The following is a 22,300-nucleotide window of genomic DNA, read 5'->3' as shown; positions in this document are numbered from 1 at the left end:
ACTGATTTGAAAAAATTATTTACTACGCTGACGGTATCCGCTATCGCCGTCGCCGGTTTCTCGACATATGCCGTTCCAAAAGCTGATGCGGCAACGTTTTATAAGGTCAAAGTCATGAACGATGGATTGCGTGCCCGCACCGGTCCCGCGACGACATACGGTATCATCACAGGTCTTGATAAAGGCGATACATACAAATACTTAGGCCGGACCGGAAATTGGACAAAAATTCTGTACGGATCACGTAAAGTCTACGTCTCTTCTACATATGTCAAAAAATATTCTGTCACGACATCATATAAAATCAAAATCATGGTCGATAATCTCCGCGTCAGAAGCAGTTCGTCCACAAGCAGTTCTCAGGTCGGGATCGTCAACAGCGGACAAACCTTCCGTTACCTCGGTCGGACGGGAGACTGGATTAAATTCTTATATAATGGCAACAAACGATTTGTCCATGCCGATTATGTTAAAAAATATACGGTCACGAGCTTAACCAATTCGGGTGGGGCAACCAAAGCCTCAAACGATTTCATCACGCCGACCAGTGGACCGATCACGCAAGGATATGGTCAAGCAAGCGGTGTCTACGGCTATACGTTCCATAACGGAATCGATTACGGTGCCCCGAAAGGCACACCGGTTTATGCAACGGCAGCCGGGAAAGTCATCACTTCTCAATTAAAAGGTGCGTACGGCAATTATGTCATGGTCAAGCATTCGATTGACGGCGCTTCCTTCACGAGTCTCTATGCCCACATGAACAGCCGATCGGTCTCAGTCGGACAATCGGTCTCAAAAGGACAGCTTCTCGGTACGGTCGGTCAAACAGGAAATGCGTTCGGAACGCATCTTCATTTTGAACTGCATCGCGGAACATACGTCTACAGTGCGACATCGGCGGCAAGCAGCGTCAATCCGTTGAACTATCTATAACGACACGAGGCTGGGACATAACTAGCTGGCTTTTAAAGAAAATAAGGGATTGCCATCGTCACGATGGCAATCCCTTATTTTTTTTCATCACCTCTTGTTAAAATGCCCCTCGGGCAATACTTTGGGTGAGCCACTTTCTCAGATTTACTGCCATAAGGATGAAGCCAAGCTCACGTTTCACCTTTGCTTTTCCTCTTACGGAAAAACGAGTGAAACGCAAATTAGCCTTCAGATTCCCAAAAACTGGTTCTACGTCTATCTTACGTTTCGCGTAGATTTTCCCGGTTTTTTGATCTGAAAGCAGGTCCTTTACCTGTTCCTTTTGCTCTTCCCACGAAACGTTTACTCGGACTTGGCGATGACGACCCTTCTCTGCCTTGGTACAGAGGGATCGAAGCGGGCAGTCATCACAACTCTCACTTTCGTACACCTTGAAATCGCGGGTAAAACCATATCGATCCGTTCTCTTAGACATGTAACGGAACGTCACGTTCTGCCCGTTCGGGCATACAAAGTGATCGGTCGTTTCATCGTAGGACCAGTTGACGAGATTAAAAGGATCATCACGCCATTTTCGCGTCTTCTCTTTTTGAAACATCGTATAGGGAACGAGCGGAATGCGCCCTCGGCGCATCAGAATCTCCTGATAATTTTCTTGGCTTCCATAGCCGGCGTCCGCAACGATATGTTTCGGTAAAGTAAGATACGAGGAAACCTCATCTAAAAATGGGATTAACGTGCGGGCATCGGTCGGATTGGGATAGACATCATAAGCGAGGGTATATTGACCTTCGGTCGCAATCTGCACGTTGTACCCCGGCTTGAGTTGTCCATTTTGCATATGATCTTCCTTCATCCGCATAAACGTCGCATCCGTATCCGTTTTCGAATAGCTGTTCCGTCCATCGAACGTTTCCTTTTGGACGGCATACTTCCTTTTTCTTTCCACGAACTCAGCGAACTTTTTTCGGAAAAGATGGGGTTGCTTTCGTTCGGAACGAAGCCGTTTTCTCTCCTGCGTATCTGAACTTGCCTCGATTTCTTGATTGATAGAAGCGATTCGTCCCTCCAAAACATCACCGATGTGCTCGAGTTCAGGAAGGGTCAGTTCGTCTGGACTTTCTCGTTCAATCTCCGGTAAGATTTCTTGTGCGACGAGTTCTTCATAGAGAAGATTAGACTTTTCAACGAGCGACGCACTATATCGCTCGACGGATTTTCGCCAGACGAACGTATATCGATTCGCATTCGCTTCTAGTTTCGTACCATCAATGAAGATCGCTTCTTCCTTAATTTCTCCCATCTCGACGAGATGGCAACGGAAGGTGACGAACGCCTGCTTAAGGATAGGTGTGACTGCCGGGTGCACTCGAAAGCGATTGATAGTACGATAGCTCGGTTCATTCCCTTGAGCGAGCCACATCATACGCAGGCTGTCTTGAAGGAGTCCTTCGATCTTCCGACCAGAGAAGACCGATTGCGTATAGGCGCATAAAATGATCTTCATCATCATGCGTGGATGATAGGCGGGGCAGCCTGTCGTTCGAGTAAAAGGTTCAAAGGCATCGTCGGGAATGGACTCGACAAGATGATGAACGGCGAATGCGATATCGTTTTCTTGAAGACGAATTTCTAAATCTAAAGGTAGAACCAGCTGGTTCATGGTATAATTTTTAAACATAAGGACACCTCCGATAGTTATGGTTTGGTCACTTTAACTTTATCAGAGGCAGTCCTTATTTGTTTACTTAAAATCGGTTTTTCATCATAGAAGAAGGCCCTTGAAACGAAAAACGTTTCGAGGGCCTTCTCATTTATAAAACTGAGTTATGTCCCAGCCTCGTTTTATGTCTCATCCAACCGTATATCGTCCAATGATCGCGTTTCATTCTCTTCTCTCAGTGGAAAATGAAACATACGTCGATTGACCACAGACGTTTCGCATTCTATAATTCAAATAGACATTTGAATGTATCAGGAGGTATCTTTATGGCACATAATCATGATCATCATCATCACACCGACAATAAAAAAGTATTGCTTCTCTCGTTCACCATCATCACGCTGTTTATGATCGTCGAGGTAATCGGCGGATTTTGGACGAACAGTCTGGCTTTGTTATCGGACGCCGGGCATATGCTGAGCGACTCGATTTCACTTGCAATTGCACTCGCAGCCTTTCACTTCTCAAACCAGAAGCCGGATGCAAACAAGACGTTCGGCTCAAAACGTTTTGAAATTCTCGCGGCGATTTTTAACGGTGTCGCCTTGATCGGCATTTCGCTTTATATTTTTGTCGAAGCCGTGCAGCGGTTTGTTGATCCTCCGGCTGTCGCAACGACCGGGATGTTAATCATCAGTACACTCGGACTTCTAGTGAACTTACTCGTTGCCTGGATCATGACGCGCGGCGGCGGGCACGAAGATAATCTGAACATGCGTGGTGCCTACCTGCATGTCTTAAGTGACATGCTCGGATCCATCGGAGCCATCATTGCCGCCCTGTTGATCCTGTTCTTCGGCTGGGGAATTGCGGATCCGCTCGCCAGTATCATCGTTGCAATCCTCGTTCTGCGCAGCGGCTATTACGTAACGAAGGCCGCGGTCCACGTCTTGATGGAAGGTACACCAAGCGACGTTGATGTCGAACAGGTCGTCTCGACCATTCAAACGAACGAAGCGATTCTTGGTCTGCACGACCTTCATATCTGGTCGATTACGAGCGGTTACAACGCGTTATCCTGCCACGTCGTCGTCAAAGACGACATGACGGTCCGTGAATCGGAGTCGATCCGGGAACAACTGGACCACGACTTAAAACATGTCGGCATTACTCATGCCACGATTCAGGTTGAGACCGCTCAGCATGACCATGAGAATCAGCTGTACTGTCATGGGGAACAGAAGCATGTCCATTAATAAGAACCATTCTTACACTAAAAAGGCGATTTCCCTTCAATCGGGAGAATCGCCTTTTTGCTTATCATTGGTATAACGTTTCGTCAGTTCTTCAATTTCGCCTGATAAGCTTTTGAATAGCGGTCAGCGGCAATGATGGCATCCGCCACTTCATCCGCCGTTACATCAAAGCCGCTGTGAATTGTCTCCCCTTCTGCCGTCGCTGCGTGACCGACCTTTAAGATGTCTTCGCGTGAAGCATCTTTTAGTTTGACGTCTTCCAGTGTGACCGGCAGTCCAAGATCCATATAGAACGAAATGTACCGTTCGATTTCTTCCTGCGGGTGTTCTTCGAGCGCCAACTGGACGAGCGTCCCGAACGCGACTTTTTCCCCGTGTGTCAAATGGTGAATGTCTCCTTCAAGCGCCGTGAATCCGTTATGGATGGCATGTGCTGCCGCCAGTCCACCGCTTTCAAACCCAAGACCACTCAACAACGTATTGGCTTCAACGACAGCTTCAAGCGCCGGTGTGACGACCTTTGCTTGAACCGACTCATAGGCGAGACGTCCGTGCTCGAACAACACTTCTTCACAGCGTTTCGCAATCGCTTCCGCCGCAATCGTCGGCCGTCCACCGGCCATCGTCGTGCCTCCAAAGGCAATGACACTCCGGACCTCGACCCATGTCGCCAGTGCATCGGCAATCCCCGAAGCAAAGAAACGGGCCGGCGCTTCAGAAATCAATTTTGTATCGACCAAGACAAGATCCGGATTTTTGTTATAAAAACGGTAACTCTCAAAGATTCCCTCATCCGAATAGATGACGGACAGTGCACTTGTCGGCGCATCGGTCGAAGCGATCGTCGGTACGATGACGACCGGCAGATGGAACTCGTCCGAAACGGCTTTTGCCGTATCAAGCGTCTTCCCGCCCCCGACCCCCATGACGAATTTCACGCCGGCATCCTTGGCTTGTGCGGCAATCCGTTCGACTTCATGTTTTGAGGCTTCACCGCTGAAATCTGCTTTTTCAATTTTGATTCCTTCTGCTGAAAATGAAGCATGGACACGTTCCTCGACGATTTTCCAAACGACATCATCGGCGATCACTAGGGCCACGTCTCCAATCGGACTCACATATGTACCGAGCCGATCAATGACATTTTTCCCTTGGACATACTTCGCCGGACTAATGAAAACACGTTCTGACATGTTCAACATCCTTTCTTTCTTCAACGACAGTATCAACAATGGCTTACATTTTAAGCCATTCCTTTTTGGTCTGTTCGTTAAACGCAAAAAACCGTTTCGATTCGAAATCGAAACGGCTTCTTTCCAGACCAACTGAATTTAAGCAACCCGTGACTGTTCCGTCCGGTATGCTTTTTTCCGACCGAACAATCCGCCGAGGACAGCCCCGATAATCGCCGGAACGACCCAACCGAGTCCGACGGAAAAGAACGGCAACACGTTTTCAAAGACACGCAAGACCGGTTCGACCGGTGCTTTCGCCACCTTCAGTCCGTCAAACAGACTGACGGCAAACGTCATCCACATCGCCCCTTGATAGACAGCCGGTTTTCCTTTAAAGACGTTATGTAAGAACGTTAGGAAGATCAGACAGATCGCTAACGGATACAGTGTCAACAGAACCGGTTTGGAGATCGCAATCAACTGCGTCAGTCCGATATTGGCGACAAGTGCACTGAAGATCGACAGACCAATCGTCCATTTGACATACGAAATCCGCGGCAACAACAGTGAGAAGAACGACGCACAGGCAGTAATCAGTCCGACACTCGTCGTCAGACACGCGACCGTGATCATCAAACCGAGCAAAATCGAACCGTATGAGCCGAAGTAATAATCGGACACCGCCGACAGAATTTCCGCTCCGTTCGTCAATGGACCGATTTTTGAGATGCTCGATGCGCCCATGAAGGCAAGCGCTGAATACGTGATGGCAAGTAAACTCGCCGCAATCAAAGCGGCTTTCGAACAAATGACGAGCAATTGTTTTTTCGACGTGACCCCTTGGTCTTTAATCGCCGAAATGATGATGATTCCGAACACAAACGCTCCGAGGGCATCAAGCGTCAAATAGCCTTCCTGGAAGCCGTTAAAAAAGGCATTGTGCTGATATGTCGTCAAAGGATTCTGAAAACTTCCGATCGGTTTAATCACGGCAACGAGAATCAATAAGCCGATAAACGTGATCTTAATCGGTGTCAGGATTTTGCCGACGACATCGACGATTTTTGTCGGATTCAATGATAACAGACACGCGACCGTATAAAACAGAATCGAAAAAATCAGTAATGGTGTCGACGATGCCCCTTCTCCGAAGAAAGGTTTGATACCAATCTCGTACGAAACGGTTCCGGCACGCGGAATCGCAAAAAACGGACCGATTGCCAAGTACAAGATGATCGCAAAGACAAGACCAAAGATCGGATGGACCCGTGACGCCATCGCCCGTAAGTCCGGTTCACCGGAATAAGCAAATGCCAAGATGGCCAGCAACGGCAACCCGACGCCTGTGACCAGGAATCCGGCGTTGGCAATCCAGACGTTCTCACCTGCCATTTGTCCGAGCATCGGTGGAAAAATCAAATTTCCGGCCCCGAAAAACAAGGCAAACAGCATCATACCGATGACGACGATAAAGGATGTTGGAACTGTTTTAGACATAAGAAACCTCCACTATTAAATTACGACCTGATTCGTTGACTCGAGCAAAATCAGGTACTTCGTCCGAAAGGATAACATAGGTTTGTGACCTCATGCTAGGAGTTTATCTGGTGAATATTCTGAAAATTTAGCTGAAAACGTTCTCGTATCCTTCAATAGCGAAATATTGCCATTTTGGGGTTGTTCTTTTGTAATCGGTAACATAAGTTCATCTGACTAGGAGGAAATCATGAAACTTTTACCAATTACTTTACGTATGGATAATTATGGTTTTTTAGACAAAGGAGGAACCTGGATGAAACGACTTTTACTTGCCGCTACCTTGACCAGTCTGCTTGCAGGCTGTACCGATGCGCCGGAAGCTGAAAAGGCCGAACCGCAGAAATTGACCTTTAAACAAGATCATCAGACGATTCAAATCATTCCGCTGTACGATGCCTATCAGTCGTATGTCGATGCGACATTAAAAGAGCCGACCGAGAATGGGGCCCTGTTCGAGAAACATGTGTTGGCTACGAAACACAAATGGATCGAAAAAGAAAAACTGACAGATACATATACAGACCGGCGGATTTTAGATATCCCGACCGACAATGCAGAAGAGCTGAACAAAACGATTGTCTACTTGAAAAAACATCAGGATGCCATTCAGCAACAGATTAAAAAAAGTCTTCAGACTTCGATTGATGCATTGCCTCGAACCGATAAGCTGACGGTCTTTGTCGCACCTTACAATGTCCATAATCCGGCCGAGATAAAGCGCCATGGCGGAGTCACCGGTTTTGCCTCAGGAACTGATATGTTCACGCTCTACCTGGCTAAAGGTTTTTCAACAGATACACTTGCCAATGCTGTCGCCCATGAGTACCACCATACCGTTGCTTTTAAAAGCAACACGCACGACTCGATGTTCAATGGCATCATGTTAGAAGGTGAAGCCGACATGTTTGCTGCACAGGTTTATCCAAAAGGGAAATCGGAAGCGACAGAACCGTTACTCGATCATACGCTCGAAAATCTGTTGACACAGATCAACAACCATAACGTCGATGCATACGATTTACGATACGGCAACTATGACAAAGACATCCCGCCACTTGCCCAATATACGCTCGGCTATATGATCATGACGGACTTCCTTCAGAAAAATCCAGATCTTCCCGTCGCCAAATGGACCGAGATGCCGACAACTGATATTTTGGAGAAAACCGGTTATGCGAAGAAGTTGACGATCCGTTGAGCGGATTTCTGATGATAGAACGACTAAAAAACCACGAATCGCGTGTCTCTGAAACAGACAGGCGAACCGTGGTTTTGATTTTTTAAGCCGAACACTCATTTAAAGGCAGGAATCGCCGTTTCATCATAGTTGTCTTCGAGGAACTTTTTGACTTTCGGACTTGTCATCGCTTTCGCCAGCTTTTGAATCGCTTCCGAATCCTGATTGTCCTTCCGGGCAACGAGTGTGATGGCAAAGTCATTTTCGACGCCTTCCGTGACAAGGGCATCTTTCTTCGGAGTCAGACCGAGCGGTGAAGCATAGGCCGGCGTCATGATGACCGCATCCGCATCATCATAAAGGCGGGCGAGCATCAGCAAATCCACTTCCTTAAATTTAAAGTCGCGTTTGTTTTCTGTGATGTCTTTCATCGTGTAGTACGGACCGGTTTTCTTTTTCAACTTGATCGCATCATGCTGTGCGAGCAGAGCGAGCGACCGGTCGATGTTTGAAACATCATTTGCGACGGCAATGACAGCGCCTTTTGGCAACTGGTCCATCTTTTTGTAGTCTTTTGAGTACAGACCATAGTTTGCGAAGTAAATCGGCTTGATTGGTACCAGATTGGCTTTGTTGTTGCGGTTGAACTCTTCCATGTACGGTACGTGCTGGAAGAAGTTCGCATCAACTTCCTTCGCTGCGAGGGCACTGTTCGGTTGCACGTTGTCACTGAGAACAACGACTTCCAGGTTAATGCCTTCTTTTTTCAGTTCCGGTTTAACGAGGTCGAGAATTTCCGTCATCGGTTTGATCAGTGACGCGACTTTTAATGTCTCGGTTTTTGACGCCGATTCCTGTTCGTCTTTTTTCTCGGCGTTGCCGCATCCGGCTAACGCCAATACAACAACACTGAGTACTGCCATGATTTTTTTCATCTTGAATTCCTACTTTCAGTTAACGTTTATCGAGCAAGCGTGCTGCGGTCGTCCCGGTAAACTGAATCAGTTGCACCAGGATGACCATAATCAAAATCATATACAGCATTAATTCCGTCTGAAATTGTTGGTAGCCGTACCGGACGGCAAAGTCACCGATGCCTCCGCCCCCGACAACCCCCATGATCGTCGAATAGGAAATGAAGCTGACGATCGATGTCGTCAGACCCAGCACAAGGCCGGACCGGGCTTCAACGAATAAAAACTTCAGGACGACTTCGCGTGTCGAAGCTCCCATCGAGACGGCCGCCTCGATGACACCTTTCGGCACTTCAAGCAACGACTGTTCGACGAGCCGTGAATAATGGGCGATTGCAATGACCGCAAGCGGGACGGTCGCTGCTGCTGTTCCGATCGCCGTCCCGATGATGAGCCGTGTAAACGGAATCAGGAAGACGACGAGCAATAAAAACGGAAACGACCGGATTGTATTGACAAATAAATTCAGAATCGAAAAGACGAACTGGTTCGACAGCAACTGTCCTTTACGTGACAGATAAAGCCAGGTCCCGAGCGGTAAACCGAGAAGAAGAGCCGCGAGAATCGAGATTCCGACCATCACGAACGTTTGTCCGATCGCCAGTCTGATTTCCGCCGCATATTCGAGCACGATGTCAGGCATGTGGATCCCTCCGCTCTGTCAATTGGGTCAGGAACCAACCGGCATCACTCGTAATTTCCGTGATTCCCGCCGGCTCGGTCGCAATCGTCGTTTCAATCTGCCCGTCTGCCATGATCGTGACCCGGTTGCAGATGCTTTGAATCACCTGCATCTCATGGCTGACGAGGACGATCGTCACGCCGAGTGCCTGATTGATGTTCTGCAGGACACGTAAGATTTCCGAAGTCGTACTCGGATCAAGTGAAGACGTCGGCTCATCACACAGCAAAACGCGCGGGCGGTTCGCAAGCGCCCGGGCAATCGCGACACGCTGCTTTTGTCCTCCGCTCAGTTCGGACGGATACTTTCGGGCAAAGGACTCCAGTCCGACAAATCGGAGACACTCCTCAATCCGGTTTGTCCACTCGCGCTTTTTGACACCGGACAGTTCAAGCGAAACGGCGATGTTTTGTTCGACCGTCTTGTTTCCGACGAGATTAAAGTCCTGAAAAATCATGCCGATATTTTGACGGGTCTGCCGCAGCTGTCGGTTCGACAGATTCGTTAAATCCATCCCGTCAAATTCGATTCGACCGGTATCCGGTCGTTCGAGCAGATTCATCAGCCGGAGTAACGTCGATTTCCCGGCACCGCTCGCACCGATGATGCCATGAATCTCGCCCTGTTCAATCGAGAGGGCGACGGACTGGATGACCGGTTGTCCGGAAAAAGCTTTACTGACATTCTGTAATGAAATCATCTGACACCCTCCCTTACAACGTGTTTAATTTTACCGCAAGCTGTCTCTTTTTGTCATGTCGTTTGCTTCTTTTCTTTCCCGCGTCATTTCATTAATTAAGTAAACCATTTTAATAACAAAAAATCTGAACCGAAGTCCAGATTTTGATGAAGCGATTTTAATTACTCTTCGTACTTCTTGACGATCGTCGCAATTCCTTGACCGCCGCCGATGCAGAGTGTCGCCAGACCATGGCTTTCGCCGGTCCGCAACATCTCATGAATCAGGGTAACCATGATCCGTGTTCCGCTCGCGCCGATCGGGTGACCGAGGGCAATTGCTCCGCCGTTACGGTTTAGCTTCGCCGGATCAAACCGGAGTTCCGCATCCACGGCAAGTGATTGCGCCGCAAACGCTTCGTTCGCCTCGATGACGTCGATGGCGTCCAGTTCAAGACCGGCTTTATGCAACGCCTGGCTGACCGCTTTGACGGGACCGATCCCCATGATGCTCGGATCGACACCGGACGTACCGTTCGCAACGATCTCGACGAGCGTGGTCAGCCCAAGTTCTTTTGCCTTTCGGGCCGACATGACGACGACTGCTGCCGCTCCGTCATTGATGCCGGATGCATTGCCGGCTGTGACCGTACCGTCTTTCTTGAAAGCCGGACGCAAACGTGCGAGTGATTCCGCTGTCGTTCCGGCACGCGGGAACTCATCTTCGGCGAAGACAACCGGATCACCTTTGCGCTGTGGAATTTCAACCGGTGTGATTTCCGCTTGGAAACGATCCGCTTCGATGGCTTGACTTGCTTTTTGTTGACTGGTCGCCGCAAACTGGTCTTGCGCCTCCCGGGAAATCGTATATTGCTCGGCTAAGTTTTCCGCTGTGATGCCCATATGGTAGTCGTTAAAGGCGCACTCCAGACCGTCCTTGATGATCGTATCGACAAGCGGCTGGTCGCCCATCCGTAAGCCGGTCCGGGCTCCGCTTAACACGTACGGTGCCTGACTCATGTTTTCCATCCCGCCGGCGACGATGATTTCCGCCTCGCCGGACTTGATTGCTTGAAACGCGAGGTGAATCGCCTTTAAGCCGGAACCACAGACTTTATTGATCGTCATCGCCGGGACCGATTCCGGGAGACCGGCGAGGAGACTGGCCTGCCGTGCCGGATTTTGTCCGAGTCCCGCCTGCAGGACGTTGCCCATGATGACTTCCTCGACGAGCGCTGGTGCGACATTCGCCTGTGCGAGTGCCGCTTCGATGACCGTTGCGCCAAGTTTTGTTGCCGGAACATCCTTTAAACTGCCGTTAAAACTGCCGATTGCCGTACGTGTCGCACTGACGATTACCACTTGTTCACTCATCCTGACTTCCCCCTTATTGAATCGTATATCCGCCGTCTAAGACATTGGCCTGTCCCGTGATGCCTTTCGCTTTTCGACTGGCGAGGAATAAGGCATAGTCAGCGATTTCCTCGACCGCGAGCAACCGCTTTTGCGGAACGAGCGGATAGATCACGTCTTCGAGAACCTTTTCCAGTTCGACCTGGCGTGTCTTCGCAAGATCCGCCATCTGATTGCGGACGAGCGGCGTGTCGACGTAGCCCGGACATAAGGCATTGACCGTGATCCCGTGTTCCGCCCCTTCCAGTGCCGCCACTTTCGTTAAGCCGAGAAGTCCGTGTTTCGCGGAATTGTAGGCCGCTTTTCCAGCAAAGCCGATCAGACCGTTGATCGAAGCCATGTTGATGATCCGACCGTATCCTTGTTCCTTCATGATCGGGAAAACATGCTTGATCGCCATAAACGGTGCCGTCAACATGATTTTGATCATCAACTCAAACTTCTCCGTCGGAAAATCTTCGATTGGTGAGACATGTTGCAGACCGGCGTTGTTGATCAATACATCAATCCGGCCGTACTGTTTCATCGTTTCGGCAAACACAGACTGGACTTGCGCTTCATCCGTCACGTTCAGCGTCAGACCAATCACGTCATGTCCCGCTTCCTGCAACGTCTGCGCTGCTGTTTGTGCCGCTTCTGCGTTAACGTCCGTAATGATGACTTTCGCTCCTGCTTCTGCGAACGCCTTTGAGATTTCAAGACCAATCCCGCTTCCTGCTCCCGTCACGAGGACGATATCTCCGTTGACCATCTGACTCACTCCCCTACTGGCATACGTTCAAGTTCCGGGCTGACCGTGAAGTTCGCTTCCGTCACGGCACGGATGTCTTCGACCGTCAGTCCGGCGAGCGTTTCGATCAAGACCATTCCGGCATCCGTAAAATCAAAAACAGCTTTGTCGGTAATCAATCGATGGACGACTTGGCTCCCCGTTAACGGTAATGTACAGCTCGACTTCACTTTGGATTCGCCGTACTTATTGACGTGCTCCATGATGATGACGACGCGTTTTGCCCCGTTGACGAGATCCATCGCCCCGCCCATTCCTTTGACCATCTTGCCGGGAATCATCCAGTTCGCGAGGTCTCCGTTTTCCGCGACTTCCATCCCGCCTAAAATCGCGAGGTCGATATGACCACCGCGGATCATCGCGAACGATTCGGCACTGTCGAAATAGGACGCGCCTTTTTGTGCCGTGACCGTCTCTTTGCCGGCGTTGATTTCGTCGGCATCGACTTCGTGTTCGAGCGGATACGGTCCGATGCCGAGCAAGCCGTTTTCCGATTGCAGCATGACATGCCGATCGTTCGGAATCGCATTGGCGATCAGTGTCGGAATCCCGATGCCGAGATTGACGTACATCCCGTCCTCGATTTCCTGCAGTGCACGATTGATGATGATGTCTCTAGACGTTGCCATAGTATCTCCCCCTTATGCTTCCCGGACTGTCCGGCGTTCGATGCGTTTCTCGTAGTCCGTCCCGACGATGATGCGCTGGACGTAAACCGCTGGTGTATGAATCTCGTTTGGATCCAGTTCACCGACTTCAACCAGTTCTTCGACCTCGGCGATTGTCACTTTCCCGGCCGTCGCGACCAGTGGATTGAAGTTGCGTGACGTTTTACGGAAAACAAGATTGCCGAGTTTATCCGCTTTCCAGGCTTTGACGAGTGCAAAATCACCGACGATCCCTTCTTCAAGCAAATACGTTTTTCCGTCGAATTGTTTTTGTTCCTTGCCTTCCGCGATCGGTGTTCCGACACCGGTCGGCGTATAAAAACCGGGAATGCCCGCGCCGCCGGCTCGAATCCGCTCCGCAAGTGTCCCCTGCGGTACGAGGTCGACTTCAATCTCGCCACTTAAATACTGTTGCTCAAACGTCTTGTTTTCCCCGACGTACGACGAGACCATCTTCTTGATCTGGCGTGATTGCAATAAGATGCCGAGTCCGAAATCGTCGACACCACAGTTGTTGCTGACGACCGTCAATTCCTTGACGCCTTGTTCCTGTAAGGCGGCAATTGATTTTTCGGGAATTCCGCACAGACCGAACCCGCCGACGACGAGCGTCGCCCCGTCAAAAATATCTGCTGTCGCTTCCGTAAATGAATCGTAGATTTTCCCCTGTTGCATCGTTCATTTCCCCCTTTGTAAGTACAGCTGTTTAATAAAGACCCGTCAGGTTATACAGACCAATCATCAAGAAGACCGTTACTGTCTTTAAAATCGTGATCATAAAGATGTCACGGTACGACTGACGGTGCGTCAACCCGGTGACGGCAAGCAAGGTGATGACGGCCCCGTTGTGCGGGAGCGTATCCATTCCGCCGGACGCCATCGAGATGACCCGGTGCATGACTTCCGGCGGGACACCGCCTGATGTGATCGCTTGCGTATACTTATCTGACATTGCACTGAGCGCGATGCCCATGCCGCCGGATGCTGAACCGGTCACACCGGCAAGTGCCGTCGTCGTGACCGCGCCGTTGACGAGTGGATCGGTGAACGTCGACGAGATCCCGCTTGAGACCGTTTTGAACCCCGGTAAGGCGGCGATGACGCCACCAAATCCGTACTCGGCTCCCGTATTCATGACGGCAAGTAAGGCACCGCCGATACTGACGTTCAGACCAGCTTGGAAGTTCGTCCGGACTTTTTTGAAATCATAGAGCATCGCCGAGATGATACCGATGATCAAGGCCATCTGGACTGACCAGATCGCGAGTACGGCCGGCGTCTCGATTTTGCCGAAGGCTTCCAGACCAATCGCCGCGAAGTCAAAGCCTTCCGGATACCAGTTCGGAATCGCGAGCGTAAAGTACTTGTTCATGACGGCGACTAAAATCAACGGTACAAAGGCCAATACTTGACGATAAACCGGCTGTTGCGCCGTCTCAAGTGTCAATTCCGGCTCGTTTTTCAACTCCATCTGCGGGGCGCTGCTGGCTGCCGTTGCTTCAAAACCGGCGTAGCCTTCCCCTTCCTGATGGGCTTTACGTTTACGCGATTCGAGATACATCATCCCGACGGTCAGGATGATCAGTCCGCCGACCGTCCCCATGATTGGAGCGGCATAGATGTCTGTTCTGAAGAACGTCGTCGGAATGACGTTTTGAATTTGTGGTGTCCCCGGCAAGGCATCCATCGTGAACGTAAACGCTCCGAGCGCAATCGTTCCCGGAATCAACCGTTTCGGGATGTTTGCTTCGCGGAACAAGTTTGCGGCAAATGGATAGACGGCGAAGACGACGACGAACAGGCTGACACCGCTGTACGTCAAGATCGCTCCGAGCAGGACGATGGCAAGAATCGCCCGTTTGGCGCCGATGATCCGAATGATCGTCTTCGCAATCGATTCGGCAATCCCTGACATTTCAACGACTTTCCCGAAGATCGCTCCGAGTAAGAAGACCGGGAAATAGGCTTTGATGAAGCCGATCATCTTTTCCATGAAGATATTCGAGAAGAACGGCAGGACCCAGTCCGGATTCGTCAACAGAACCGCGAATAAGGCACAGATCGGAGCAAACAAGATGACCGAAAAGCCACGGTACGCTACGAACATGAGTAAAGATAATGCAAGAAGAATGATGATCAGTTCCATGGTGGATCTCCTTTTAATTTTTAGTAAGCGCTTTCAATTGCTTCTTCCTCATTTAACAATTGAATCGGAGAACGGTCAATCAAAATCCAGTAACCTATAAGTACAGCTTATAGACTCTATAACTTCACATTATAGACACATTTTGTTTTTTGATGCGTCTCGGAGAAATCTTTTGAAGGAACAGGACTTTTTATTTGCGTTGGCGTATTCTAACGTATAGAAGGAATTGTTGATGAAAGTAAGGTGAATCGGTGTGAAATCGATCTTGTACGACGTACTCAATAACCTGACTTTATTGATGAGCGGGTTTTATCTGCTCGGAAAACTATCGCCTCACCCGATTACCGTCGACTCTAAACGGTCAGTCCGGATTTTGTACGGACTCAGTTTAAGTATCCTGTCGTTGCTCTTGATGCAGTTGACGATCGAACCGGTATCGGGTGTCCTCGTTGATTTACGGCATATTCCGGTCATCGTCGCCGCTTATTTCGCCGGTCCGCTGCCGACCTGTATCGTGACGGCTGTCATTATCGTCTATCGGTTCAGTGTCAACACGAATGCGGCGGCTTTTGCGGCCTGTCTGTTCATTTTACTGGTTGCCAGCGGAACGTCGCTGATCGTCAGGTGGTTGCCGCTCTACTCCCGAAAAACGTTCACGGTCGTCACGGTGTATGCGACCGTCCTGCATGGACTCGTCTTGACGTTTGTCTTGTTCGATACCGGACTCATCCTCGACATTTTAAGTGTCGTTCTCCCGGCGTCATTTGCCAGCAGTTGGCTTGCCCTCGTCATCATCCGGGATATTCGGCTGACGAAGCACGCGATGCAGACCTTGCAACAGACGGCACGACGTGATTTTTTAACGGGACTCCATAATTTTCGTGCCTTTACCGATCACTTGGAAGACTTAAAACAGCAAACGATCCTCCATTCACGGGAAGTCGCTTTGATTACGGTCGACATTGATCATTTTAAACAGATCAACGATACGTATGGTCATGAGGCGGGCGACGAGGTTTTACGGCAATTTGCGAAACGGCTGCAAGACGGGGTGACGGATTCCGGTTATGTCTCCCGAAACGGCGGTGAAGAATTTTCGATTCTCGTTGAACGATTAACGGTCGTCAAAGTGTTGGCACTCGCAGAACAGTTGCGGGAACAGATCGCTGCTGCTCCGTTCGTGTTGTCCTCGGGCATGCTGCTCCACTTGACGGCGTCGTTCGGCGTCGCCAGTTTTCCGGAAACGACCGGACAGATTCAACATATCGTGACCGATGCCGACGCCGCTCTTTACCAATCCAAACAAAACGGCCGGAATCGCGTCACCCTGTTTTCGCTTCAAGAAGAAGTCGCATCGGCCCGTCACTCCGATTAGGGATGGACGAATCCGGTAAAATCGGCTACGTTTGATAGTGAGGTAGGTGAGTGTTATGAAATTGGCAAAAGGACCGTATATTTTAATTGGTCTTGTGCTCGGTCTCCTGTTCGGCTTCATCGGGGATAATTTTTATCTGTATGTCTCGGCCGGTATTTTAGTCGGTGCGATGCTTGAAGGTTATGTCTCGTGGAAACAACGGAAAGAACAAAAAAAATCAAATCATTCCTAAGGGGGAATCAGTGTGGGCTTCAGTGAACTATTTTTATCAACGCTCGCGTATATTGGTGTCGCGACGCTACTGCTTGCAATCGGGGTTGTCCTGTTTGAGGTAACGACCAAATCAAAAGAGATGGAGCTGATCCGTCAAGGGAAAAAAGCGGCCGTCTATGCATTCGGCGGACGGATCCTTGGTCTTGCGATCGTGCTGTACTCAAGCATCACGAACTCGGTCAGCATTCTCGACATGGTCTTGTGGGGAGCACTCGCGATCGTTTTCCAAATCGTTTTGTTCTACCTGGCTGATTTAATCATTCCGCGTCTCAGCATGACAAAAGAAATTGATGCCAATAACGAAGCCGTCGGTTTACTGCTTCTGTTCCTTTCGATTTCAATCGGATTGATCATCGCCGGTTCCCTTACATATTAAAAAATGCCAGCATCCCGGACGTCGGAGTGCTGGCATTTTTCATTTTTCCAAGTCTTCGAGTTCTTTTTTGGAGCGGGGATAGCCGTTTGCCTGCCACTCCGCCCGGTAAATCGAATCGAGTTTCGTCAAACCGACTTCATCCGGATCCTTATCGGCATCCGGACTCAAATCCTGATCGAGATGCGTTAAATACTCTTTTAACGGATCCGCTTCCCTCTTGTCCTTGTTCTTCAGCAAAAGTAGACCGGCACCCGCCAAAACGCTTGCTCCAAACACATACCGTTTTCGTAATCGCATCGGTTCCCCTTCTTTCTATCAAGACACAGCTTAGACAAGTCCTCCCCCGTCCCGGAGGTTCGGGTGGGCCAACTGTCGGACTTTTCCCTGTTCGACGGTCAGAACGTGATCCGGTTGCCGTTCGAAATAACCGGTTTCGAGCACCCCCGTCAAACTTTTTAGTTCCTGGGCAAAATGACGGACATCCTGAACCCGCTCGAGATCCACATCCAGAATCAAATGTCCGCCATCCGTCACGAACGGTTGACCATCGTGTTCCCGCAATGTCACGTCCAGCTGCTTGTCCCGCAGATAACGCTCGACATACGGTCTCGCAAACGCATCGATTTCGACCGGTAACGGTCCGGTCAAGTGGTGCACGAATTTCGAGGCGTCCGCTAAGTAGAGGATTTCCCGGCTCATCAGCGCGACGACTTTTTCCCGGAATAACGCGCCGCCCCCGCCCTTGAGCACTCGGAACCGTGGATCGATCTGATCGATGCCGTCGATGACGAGATCGATATGGGTTGCTTCTTCGAGTGACAGGAGGGGAATGTTCAATCGTTTCGCTTGTTCAACCGTCTCGTTGGATGTTGCGACCCCTTGCACCTCGCCGCCCGCTTTGACCCATTCACCCAAGGCATCGATGAAACTCCGGGTCGTCGAACCGGTCCCGAGACCAAGGATCATACCGTTCTTGACCTGCTTGATTGCCGCTTCCGCCAGCATCTTCTTCTCTTGCTCATACATCAGTACCCCTCCTTCGTTAGTTATCTATTCCCGGTTGACGCGGACTTCAATCGACGAGTCCTGCCGTCTCTTGCAGATAGAGCTCGATTGCTGAACGGAGCGGTTCGAGTGCGTCTTGCCAAAAAGCGACCGCATCCGGTTCTCCGTTCAGGTACTGTTCCACCAGCTCTTCGATCGAAGCCCGTCCCGATGCCCGTAACAGCGGTTCAAATTGATCACTGAACGCCGCTTTGGATTGTTTGACCGTCGAGTACAACTGATTGCTCAACAAGTAGCCGATCGTATAGGGAATGTTTTGACACTCCCACGGCTAAAGCCGCAAGCTCACCCTTTGGGATGAGTGGGATTCTGAAGTGCTTGTGCGAGCGCAGTCCATTTCTGTTTTGCTCAAGCCTTCAGATGAGGGTGTGCCATCACCCCTCCTGAGACAGACCCTAAAGGTTCTCAGGCTGATTGACTGTTACCATCAACCACAGGTGCATATCTAATATTCATCGCACCGACTAAATCTCTGTGTTTTTTGAATCCACATGGACAAAAATAGGTTCGATCTTTCGCTTTGTTTCTTTTACCGCAAGAAGGACATGTCTGAGACGTGTACGCCGGATTGACATACTCAACCTTGATTCCTTCCAAACTTGCTTTGTATGCGATGAATGTTGCTAGGCGATAGAACGACCATGTATGCAGATTCTTATTGTTTTTACGGCTTGTTCTTGCCGTCTGCCGGATGTTCGCCAGTCTTTCTAGGCGAATGACAGAAACGTGATTCTCTTTCGCAAATGAAACGATCGCACGACTTACCTTGTGATCTTTGTCTCTCATCCAACGTTGCTCTTGATTGTTTAGTTTCTTGATTGCGTTCAGCTTCTTCTTTTGACCGAGCTCTTTCCGTCGCGCACGAAACTTGCGTTTCATGTATTTGTTCTCACGTCCGTTCCCGAAGAACCTCGCCTTGTCGTCATCAGTCGATGCGACTGCCGGGACTTTCAAACCCAGATCCACACCGAGAACCTTGGAGCCGGTCTTCTCGGTCGTGAGAATCGTGACAGCGATCTGGGCAATCCATTTGTTCGACTTCTTCGTGATGCGTAGCGTCCCCAACTTATTGTTCAGGAGTGAGAAATTGCGATTGTGTGTATCGACCATTTCGGCTTTGATTGCCATCTTCTTTGCCTTCCCGTCCATCATGATCGGGAGAGAAATCGACTCGAAATCGAACGAATAGTTCTGGTTGTTCCATGTGCAGTAGGGTTTCTTGAGGATAGGGATGATTTTGAATTTGGATTTCTTGACTTTCTTGAAGAGGCTTTGGGCGTCTTTGATGACTTGGTTCTTGACGGCGCTAGGCAAATGAGACTGGACATTCTTGCTCGTCAGCTTAAGCATCGTTTCTGCCTCTACCATATCTGAGACCAGTTGGTTGGCCGTGTGGATATAAGTTCCCATCATACGCTTCAAAATAGATTGTTGTACTTTGGTAGGACGAAGTTTGATGTTCACCGTTAATGTCTGATTCAAGGTGTCACCCCCTTGTTTTTTGTTGCTCGACATAACGCTTGATTGTTTCGCTCGACACATTTCCGGCGGTCGAAACGAAGTAGGAACGCGTCCAGAGACTTGGCAAGTGTTGAAGATGAGGAAATTCCGCTCTTAATTTTTTAGATGTCACGCCTTTGATTTTTGCCATGATATCAGCAGGACTGAGTGTTGGAGGGGCATTGAGGAACAGATGTGTATGATCTTGATCACATGCTAAGGCGATGGTATGGATTTCTAAGCTTTCACAGATCTCCTGCACCAATTCTTTGAAGTACCCTTCTACATCGTTTCGAAGGAATATTTTCCTTCTATATCGAGGGCAAAAAACGAAATGATAATGGATCAGAGAAACGGTGGTCTGGGTTCTTCGATAGTTGTTTTTCATACTGATAATGTATCCTTTCAAACAACTTACTGCAACAAAAAAATAGGATACATGAAGTGCCAGAACCTTCGGCTTCTTTGTGGGCACTCCGTATCCGACCGAGCTTTCATCCCACCCCTAAAGGAGTGGGCTTTCCCGCTCAAAAATTCTGTAATCGAAATCCGGCAATCCGGTTGAGAATCATCGCAAAGTCGTCCTGTGCAGCGGCGCAGGTTTTTGCAATAGCGGCAGCTGCCGTTTGTCGGTCAATCCGTGTCGTACCGTGGACCGCCTGATGCCAGGCTTGTACGATCGTGACCGTTGCTCCATTCAAGGGAAGTCGTAATCCGGTCAAACGTTGTTCATACAGCTGTTCCCAGGCAGAAAATCCGTCGATTGCCAATGTCTGAATCAGCTGTTCCTGCTCTGCCGGCAGACGCCGTTCCATGATGGCACGGCGTTCCGTCAGGTAATAGGATGCCTCTTCGTGCTGTAACGTTGTCCACTCGTCGTTTGACAACGTCCGCAGTCGTTCCTCGAAGAAAGTTTCACCCGTCTGAAGACTTGCTTGCAACGTATCCGTCTGCTCGAGCAGATCAAGGACCTCTTGACGCGACACGTCTTCTGCATACAGGCAATAGACAAAATCACTGAGTTCTTCGACCTGACACTTGAGCTGCTCAAGTGTCACTAATTGCGGCCGGATCGGTGCTTGAACGGTTTGGAACCGGTCAAGTTCCTGCTGTAACGATTCTAACTTTTGTTTGATTTCTTCCGTTGTATAGCAGGCGTTCAGCTGCCAACGCGATGTCATGGTCGACATAGCCATTCCTCCTTTTCAACCTTTTCTGTCCCTCCCTCCATTCGTTTCCGTTTAAGACAAGTCCTGTTTTTCTAGTTATTTCCACAAAAAAAACATCCTTTCGCTTGATGGAAAGGATGTCGGAACCATTAAATGACGAAGAAATAGACGCAGAGGAAATGAGCAAGACTTCCAAGTAACACGAACACGTGGAAAATCTCATGGAAACCAAGATGCTTAAACGACAGAACGTTTGGTTTCAAACCGTAGATGACTCCACCAATCGTATAGAAAATACCCCCGAGGAACAGCAGCGCGATTCCCATCGGTGACAAGACGGCTGCGAGCGGTGTGATCGCAAAGACCATGATCCAGCCCATCCCAATGTAAAGTGTCGTCGACAACCAGCGCGGGCTGTTGAACCAGACCAGTTTAAAAGTGATCCCGAAGACGGCAATCAGCATGACGATACTGAACATGACCCACCCCGTCGGTCCGTTCAGACTGATCAGACAAAACGGCGCATAGGATCCGGCGATCAACAAATAGATCATCGAGTGATCCAGTCGTCTCCAGGTCGCAATCGCCCGGTCACTCGCCAGCACCATATGATAGGTTGCCGAGACGGAATAGAGTGCCATCATACTGACACCAAAGATGATGGCAGCGACGATCGGCAAGCCGGCGCCTCGTTCCAGTGATGCCTTAATGACCAGTGCTAGCAATCCGATGAAGGCGAAGACTGCTCCTCCCAGATGGGTCAAGCCGTTGATTGGTTCTCTCATGTACGTTCTCATAATTTCCCTCCGTTGTTATGTAGTTTTTAATACTACATGGCGTTATATGAACATTCTATCATACACTAGAGAAATAGGAAGTCATTCCGGACTATTTTTTTTGGAGGTTTTTTTTATGACACAAGCAGATCAACCGAAACCAATACTCGATCGACAATTGGAACTTACGGATATTCCGAACATCGATCTCTACATGGATCAAGTCATCCAACTGTTTGAACGGACATTCGAGGAGACGACCCGCGCAAAAGGCGAAACGATTCTGACGAAGACGATGATCAACAATTATGCCAAAAAGAAACTTTTTTTCCCGGTGACGAATAAGAAATACACGAAAGACCATCTCATCTTAATCAGTCTGATCTATCAGCTTAAAGGAACTTTTTCAATCAACGACATCAAAACGATTCTGACGGATTTGAATACAGGCGTCACCAGCCAGTCAATCGATCTTGAAGCATTTTATCAGACTTACCTCGACACGACGGCAGATAATCAGACGCGTTTTGAAGCACAACAGCAACTCCCGGACGAATCGGATCATCTCGAACAGTTGCAACTGATTTTATCACTTGCCCATATGAGTAACTTGTATCGCCGGGCAGCCGAACGGTTAATTGATCAATTAGAAGATTAACTTTCTGAGTC

The 22,300-nt window shown here is 49.4% G+C and carries 24 protein-coding genes and 1 pseudogene; 7 read left to right on the top strand and 18 right to left on the bottom strand.

Annotated features, from left to right (window positions below):
* Positions 1-6 precede the first annotated feature (6 nt).
* A complete protein-coding gene (locus EXIG_RS06230) occupies positions 7-936 on the top strand; it encodes an SH3 domain-containing M23 family metallopeptidase (protein WP_012370084.1) in 930 nt (309 codons plus the stop codon).
* A gap of 130 nt (positions 937-1,066) precedes the next feature.
* Here the strand turns inward: EXIG_RS06230 and EXIG_RS06225 are convergent.
* Positions 1,067-2,617 (bottom strand): annotated as a pseudogene (locus EXIG_RS06225) (IS1182 family transposase); the annotation flags it as partial.
* 308 nt (positions 2,618-2,925) lie between these two features.
* Here EXIG_RS06225 and EXIG_RS06220 point away from each other — a divergent pair.
* Positions 2,926-3,855 (top strand): cation diffusion facilitator family transporter, encoded by a 930-nt coding sequence (locus tag EXIG_RS06220; protein ID WP_012370082.1) that lies wholly within the window; start codon positions 2,926-2,928, stop codon positions 3,853-3,855.
* An 83-nt stretch (positions 3,856-3,938) separates the two neighbouring features.
* Here EXIG_RS06220 and EXIG_RS06215 read toward each other — a convergent pair whose 3' ends face one another.
* Positions 3,939-5,048, bottom strand: a complete 1,110-nt coding sequence (locus EXIG_RS06215) for a glycerol dehydrogenase (RefSeq protein ID WP_012370081.1) — start codon at positions 5,046-5,048, stop codon at positions 3,939-3,941.
* A 138-nt stretch (positions 5,049-5,186) separates the two neighbouring features.
* Positions 5,187-6,527 carry a branched-chain amino acid transport system II carrier protein gene (gene brnQ, locus EXIG_RS06210; RefSeq protein ID WP_012370080.1) on the bottom strand — a complete coding sequence of 447 codons (1,341 nt, stop codon included), beginning with the start codon at positions 6,525-6,527 and terminating at the stop codon, positions 5,187-5,189.
* 295 nt (positions 6,528-6,822) lie between these two features.
* On the opposite strand from brnQ, the gene EXIG_RS06205 reads away from it, so the two are divergent.
* Positions 6,823-7,767 carry a DUF2268 domain-containing putative Zn-dependent protease gene (locus EXIG_RS06205; protein ID WP_167315840.1) on the top strand — a complete coding sequence of 315 codons (945 nt, stop codon included), beginning with the start codon at positions 6,823-6,825 and terminating at the stop codon, positions 7,765-7,767.
* Positions 7,768-7,862: 95 nt separating this feature from the next.
* Here the strand turns inward: EXIG_RS06205 and EXIG_RS06200 are convergent, their stop codons facing one another.
* The 8 genes from EXIG_RS06200 to EXIG_RS06165 all read right to left on the bottom strand — a co-directional run bounded on the left by EXIG_RS06200 (position 7,863) and on the right by EXIG_RS06165 (position 15,097).
* Positions 7,863-8,681, bottom strand: a complete 819-nt coding sequence (locus tag EXIG_RS06200; protein WP_012370078.1) for a MetQ/NlpA family ABC transporter substrate-binding protein — start codon at positions 8,679-8,681, stop codon at positions 7,863-7,865.
* Between the two features lie 19 nt (positions 8,682-8,700).
* Positions 8,701-9,363, bottom strand: a complete 663-nt coding sequence (locus EXIG_RS06195; RefSeq protein WP_012370077.1) for a methionine ABC transporter permease — start codon at positions 9,361-9,363, stop codon at positions 8,701-8,703.
* Complete coding sequence (locus EXIG_RS06190; protein WP_012370076.1) at positions 9,356-10,102, bottom strand: methionine ABC transporter ATP-binding protein; 747 nt, start codon at positions 10,100-10,102, stop codon at positions 9,356-9,358. Before EXIG_RS06190 ends, EXIG_RS06195 begins: the two co-directional genes overlap by 8 nt.
* A gap of 161 nt (positions 10,103-10,263) precedes the next feature.
* Positions 10,264-11,454, bottom strand: coding sequence for an acetyl-CoA C-acetyltransferase (locus tag EXIG_RS06185; RefSeq protein WP_012370075.1), 1,191 nt, complete (start codon positions 11,452-11,454; stop codon positions 10,264-10,266).
* 13 nt (positions 11,455-11,467) lie between these two features.
* Positions 11,468-12,244, bottom strand: coding sequence for a 3-hydroxybutyrate dehydrogenase (locus tag EXIG_RS06180; RefSeq protein ID WP_012370074.1), 777 nt, complete (start codon positions 12,242-12,244; stop codon positions 11,468-11,470).
* Between the two features lie 5 nt (positions 12,245-12,249).
* On the bottom strand, positions 12,250-12,912 hold the full coding sequence (locus EXIG_RS06175; protein ID WP_012370073.1) for a 3-oxoacid CoA-transferase subunit B: 663 nt from the start codon (positions 12,910-12,912) through the stop codon (positions 12,250-12,252).
* A gap of 12 nt (positions 12,913-12,924) precedes the next feature.
* Complete coding sequence (locus EXIG_RS06170; RefSeq protein WP_012370072.1) at positions 12,925-13,626, bottom strand: CoA transferase subunit A; 702 nt, start codon at positions 13,624-13,626, stop codon at positions 12,925-12,927.
* Between the two features lie 31 nt (positions 13,627-13,657).
* Positions 13,658-15,097, bottom strand: coding sequence for a GntP family permease (locus tag EXIG_RS06165; RefSeq protein ID WP_012370071.1), 1,440 nt, complete (start codon positions 15,095-15,097; stop codon positions 13,658-13,660).
* Between the two features lie 253 nt (positions 15,098-15,350).
* Here EXIG_RS06165 and EXIG_RS06160 point away from each other — a divergent pair, with 253 nt between their 5' ends.
* Genes EXIG_RS06160 through EXIG_RS06155 form a run of 3 tightly spaced genes read left to right on the top strand, consistent with a single transcriptional unit; the run spans position 15,351 to position 17,121 of the window.
* On the top strand, positions 15,351-16,472 hold the full coding sequence (locus EXIG_RS06160) for a GGDEF domain-containing protein (RefSeq protein WP_012370070.1): 1,122 nt from the start codon (positions 15,351-15,353) through the stop codon (positions 16,470-16,472).
* Positions 16,473-16,527: 55 nt separating this feature from the next.
* Positions 16,528-16,704, top strand: a complete 177-nt coding sequence (locus EXIG_RS15890; RefSeq protein WP_012370069.1) for a hypothetical protein — start codon at positions 16,528-16,530, stop codon at positions 16,702-16,704.
* A 12-nt stretch (positions 16,705-16,716) separates the two neighbouring features.
* Positions 16,717-17,121, top strand: a complete 405-nt coding sequence (locus tag EXIG_RS06155; protein ID WP_012370068.1) for a DUF350 domain-containing protein — start codon at positions 16,717-16,719, stop codon at positions 17,119-17,121.
* A 39-nt stretch (positions 17,122-17,160) separates the two neighbouring features.
* Here EXIG_RS06155 and EXIG_RS06150 read toward each other — a convergent pair whose 3' ends face one another.
* The 7 genes from EXIG_RS06150 to trhA all read right to left on the bottom strand — a co-directional run bounded on the left by EXIG_RS06150 (position 17,161) and on the right by trhA (position 21,652).
* Positions 17,161-17,418 (bottom strand): hypothetical protein, encoded by a 258-nt coding sequence (locus EXIG_RS06150; protein ID WP_012370067.1) that lies wholly within the window; start codon positions 17,416-17,418, stop codon positions 17,161-17,163.
* A gap of 30 nt (positions 17,419-17,448) precedes the next feature.
* Complete coding sequence (rpiA, locus tag EXIG_RS06145) at positions 17,449-18,147, bottom strand: ribose-5-phosphate isomerase RpiA (protein ID WP_012370066.1); 699 nt, start codon at positions 18,145-18,147, stop codon at positions 17,449-17,451.
* A gap of 46 nt (positions 18,148-18,193) precedes the next feature.
* Positions 18,194-18,415 (bottom strand): M3 family oligoendopeptidase, encoded by a 222-nt coding sequence (locus EXIG_RS06140; RefSeq protein WP_148206601.1) that lies wholly within the window; start codon positions 18,413-18,415, stop codon positions 18,194-18,196.
* Between the two features lie 176 nt (positions 18,416-18,591).
* Positions 18,592-19,668, bottom strand: coding sequence for an RNA-guided endonuclease InsQ/TnpB family protein (locus EXIG_RS06135; protein WP_012370064.1), 1,077 nt, complete (start codon positions 19,666-19,668; stop codon positions 18,592-18,594).
* 4 nt (positions 19,669-19,672) lie between these two features.
* Positions 19,673-20,074, bottom strand: a complete 402-nt coding sequence (tnpA, locus tag EXIG_RS06130; RefSeq protein ID WP_012370063.1) for an IS200/IS605 family transposase — start codon at positions 20,072-20,074, stop codon at positions 19,673-19,675.
* Between the two features lie 139 nt (positions 20,075-20,213).
* Entirely contained in the window at positions 20,214-20,876 is a 663-nt protein-coding gene (locus tag EXIG_RS06125) for a gluzincin family metallopeptidase (protein WP_012370062.1), read from the bottom strand.
* A 128-nt stretch (positions 20,877-21,004) separates the two neighbouring features.
* Positions 21,005-21,652 carry a PAQR family membrane homeostasis protein TrhA gene (trhA, locus tag EXIG_RS06120; protein WP_012370061.1) on the bottom strand — a complete coding sequence of 216 codons (648 nt, stop codon included), beginning with the start codon at positions 21,650-21,652 and terminating at the stop codon, positions 21,005-21,007.
* Between the two features lie 115 nt (positions 21,653-21,767).
* On the opposite strand from trhA, the gene EXIG_RS06115 reads away from it, so the two are divergent.
* Positions 21,768-22,289, top strand: a complete 522-nt coding sequence (locus EXIG_RS06115) for a DUF1836 domain-containing protein (RefSeq protein WP_012370060.1) — start codon at positions 21,768-21,770, stop codon at positions 22,287-22,289.
* Positions 22,290-22,300: the final 11 nt, after the last annotated feature.

Origin of the sequence: Exiguobacterium artemiae 255-15 (assembly GCF_000019905.1) — a bacterium.
Lineage (GTDB): Bacteria > Bacillota > Bacilli > Exiguobacteriales > Exiguobacteriaceae > Exiguobacterium_A > Exiguobacterium_A artemiae.
This window is presented reverse-complemented; position numbering and strand designations above follow the sequence as displayed.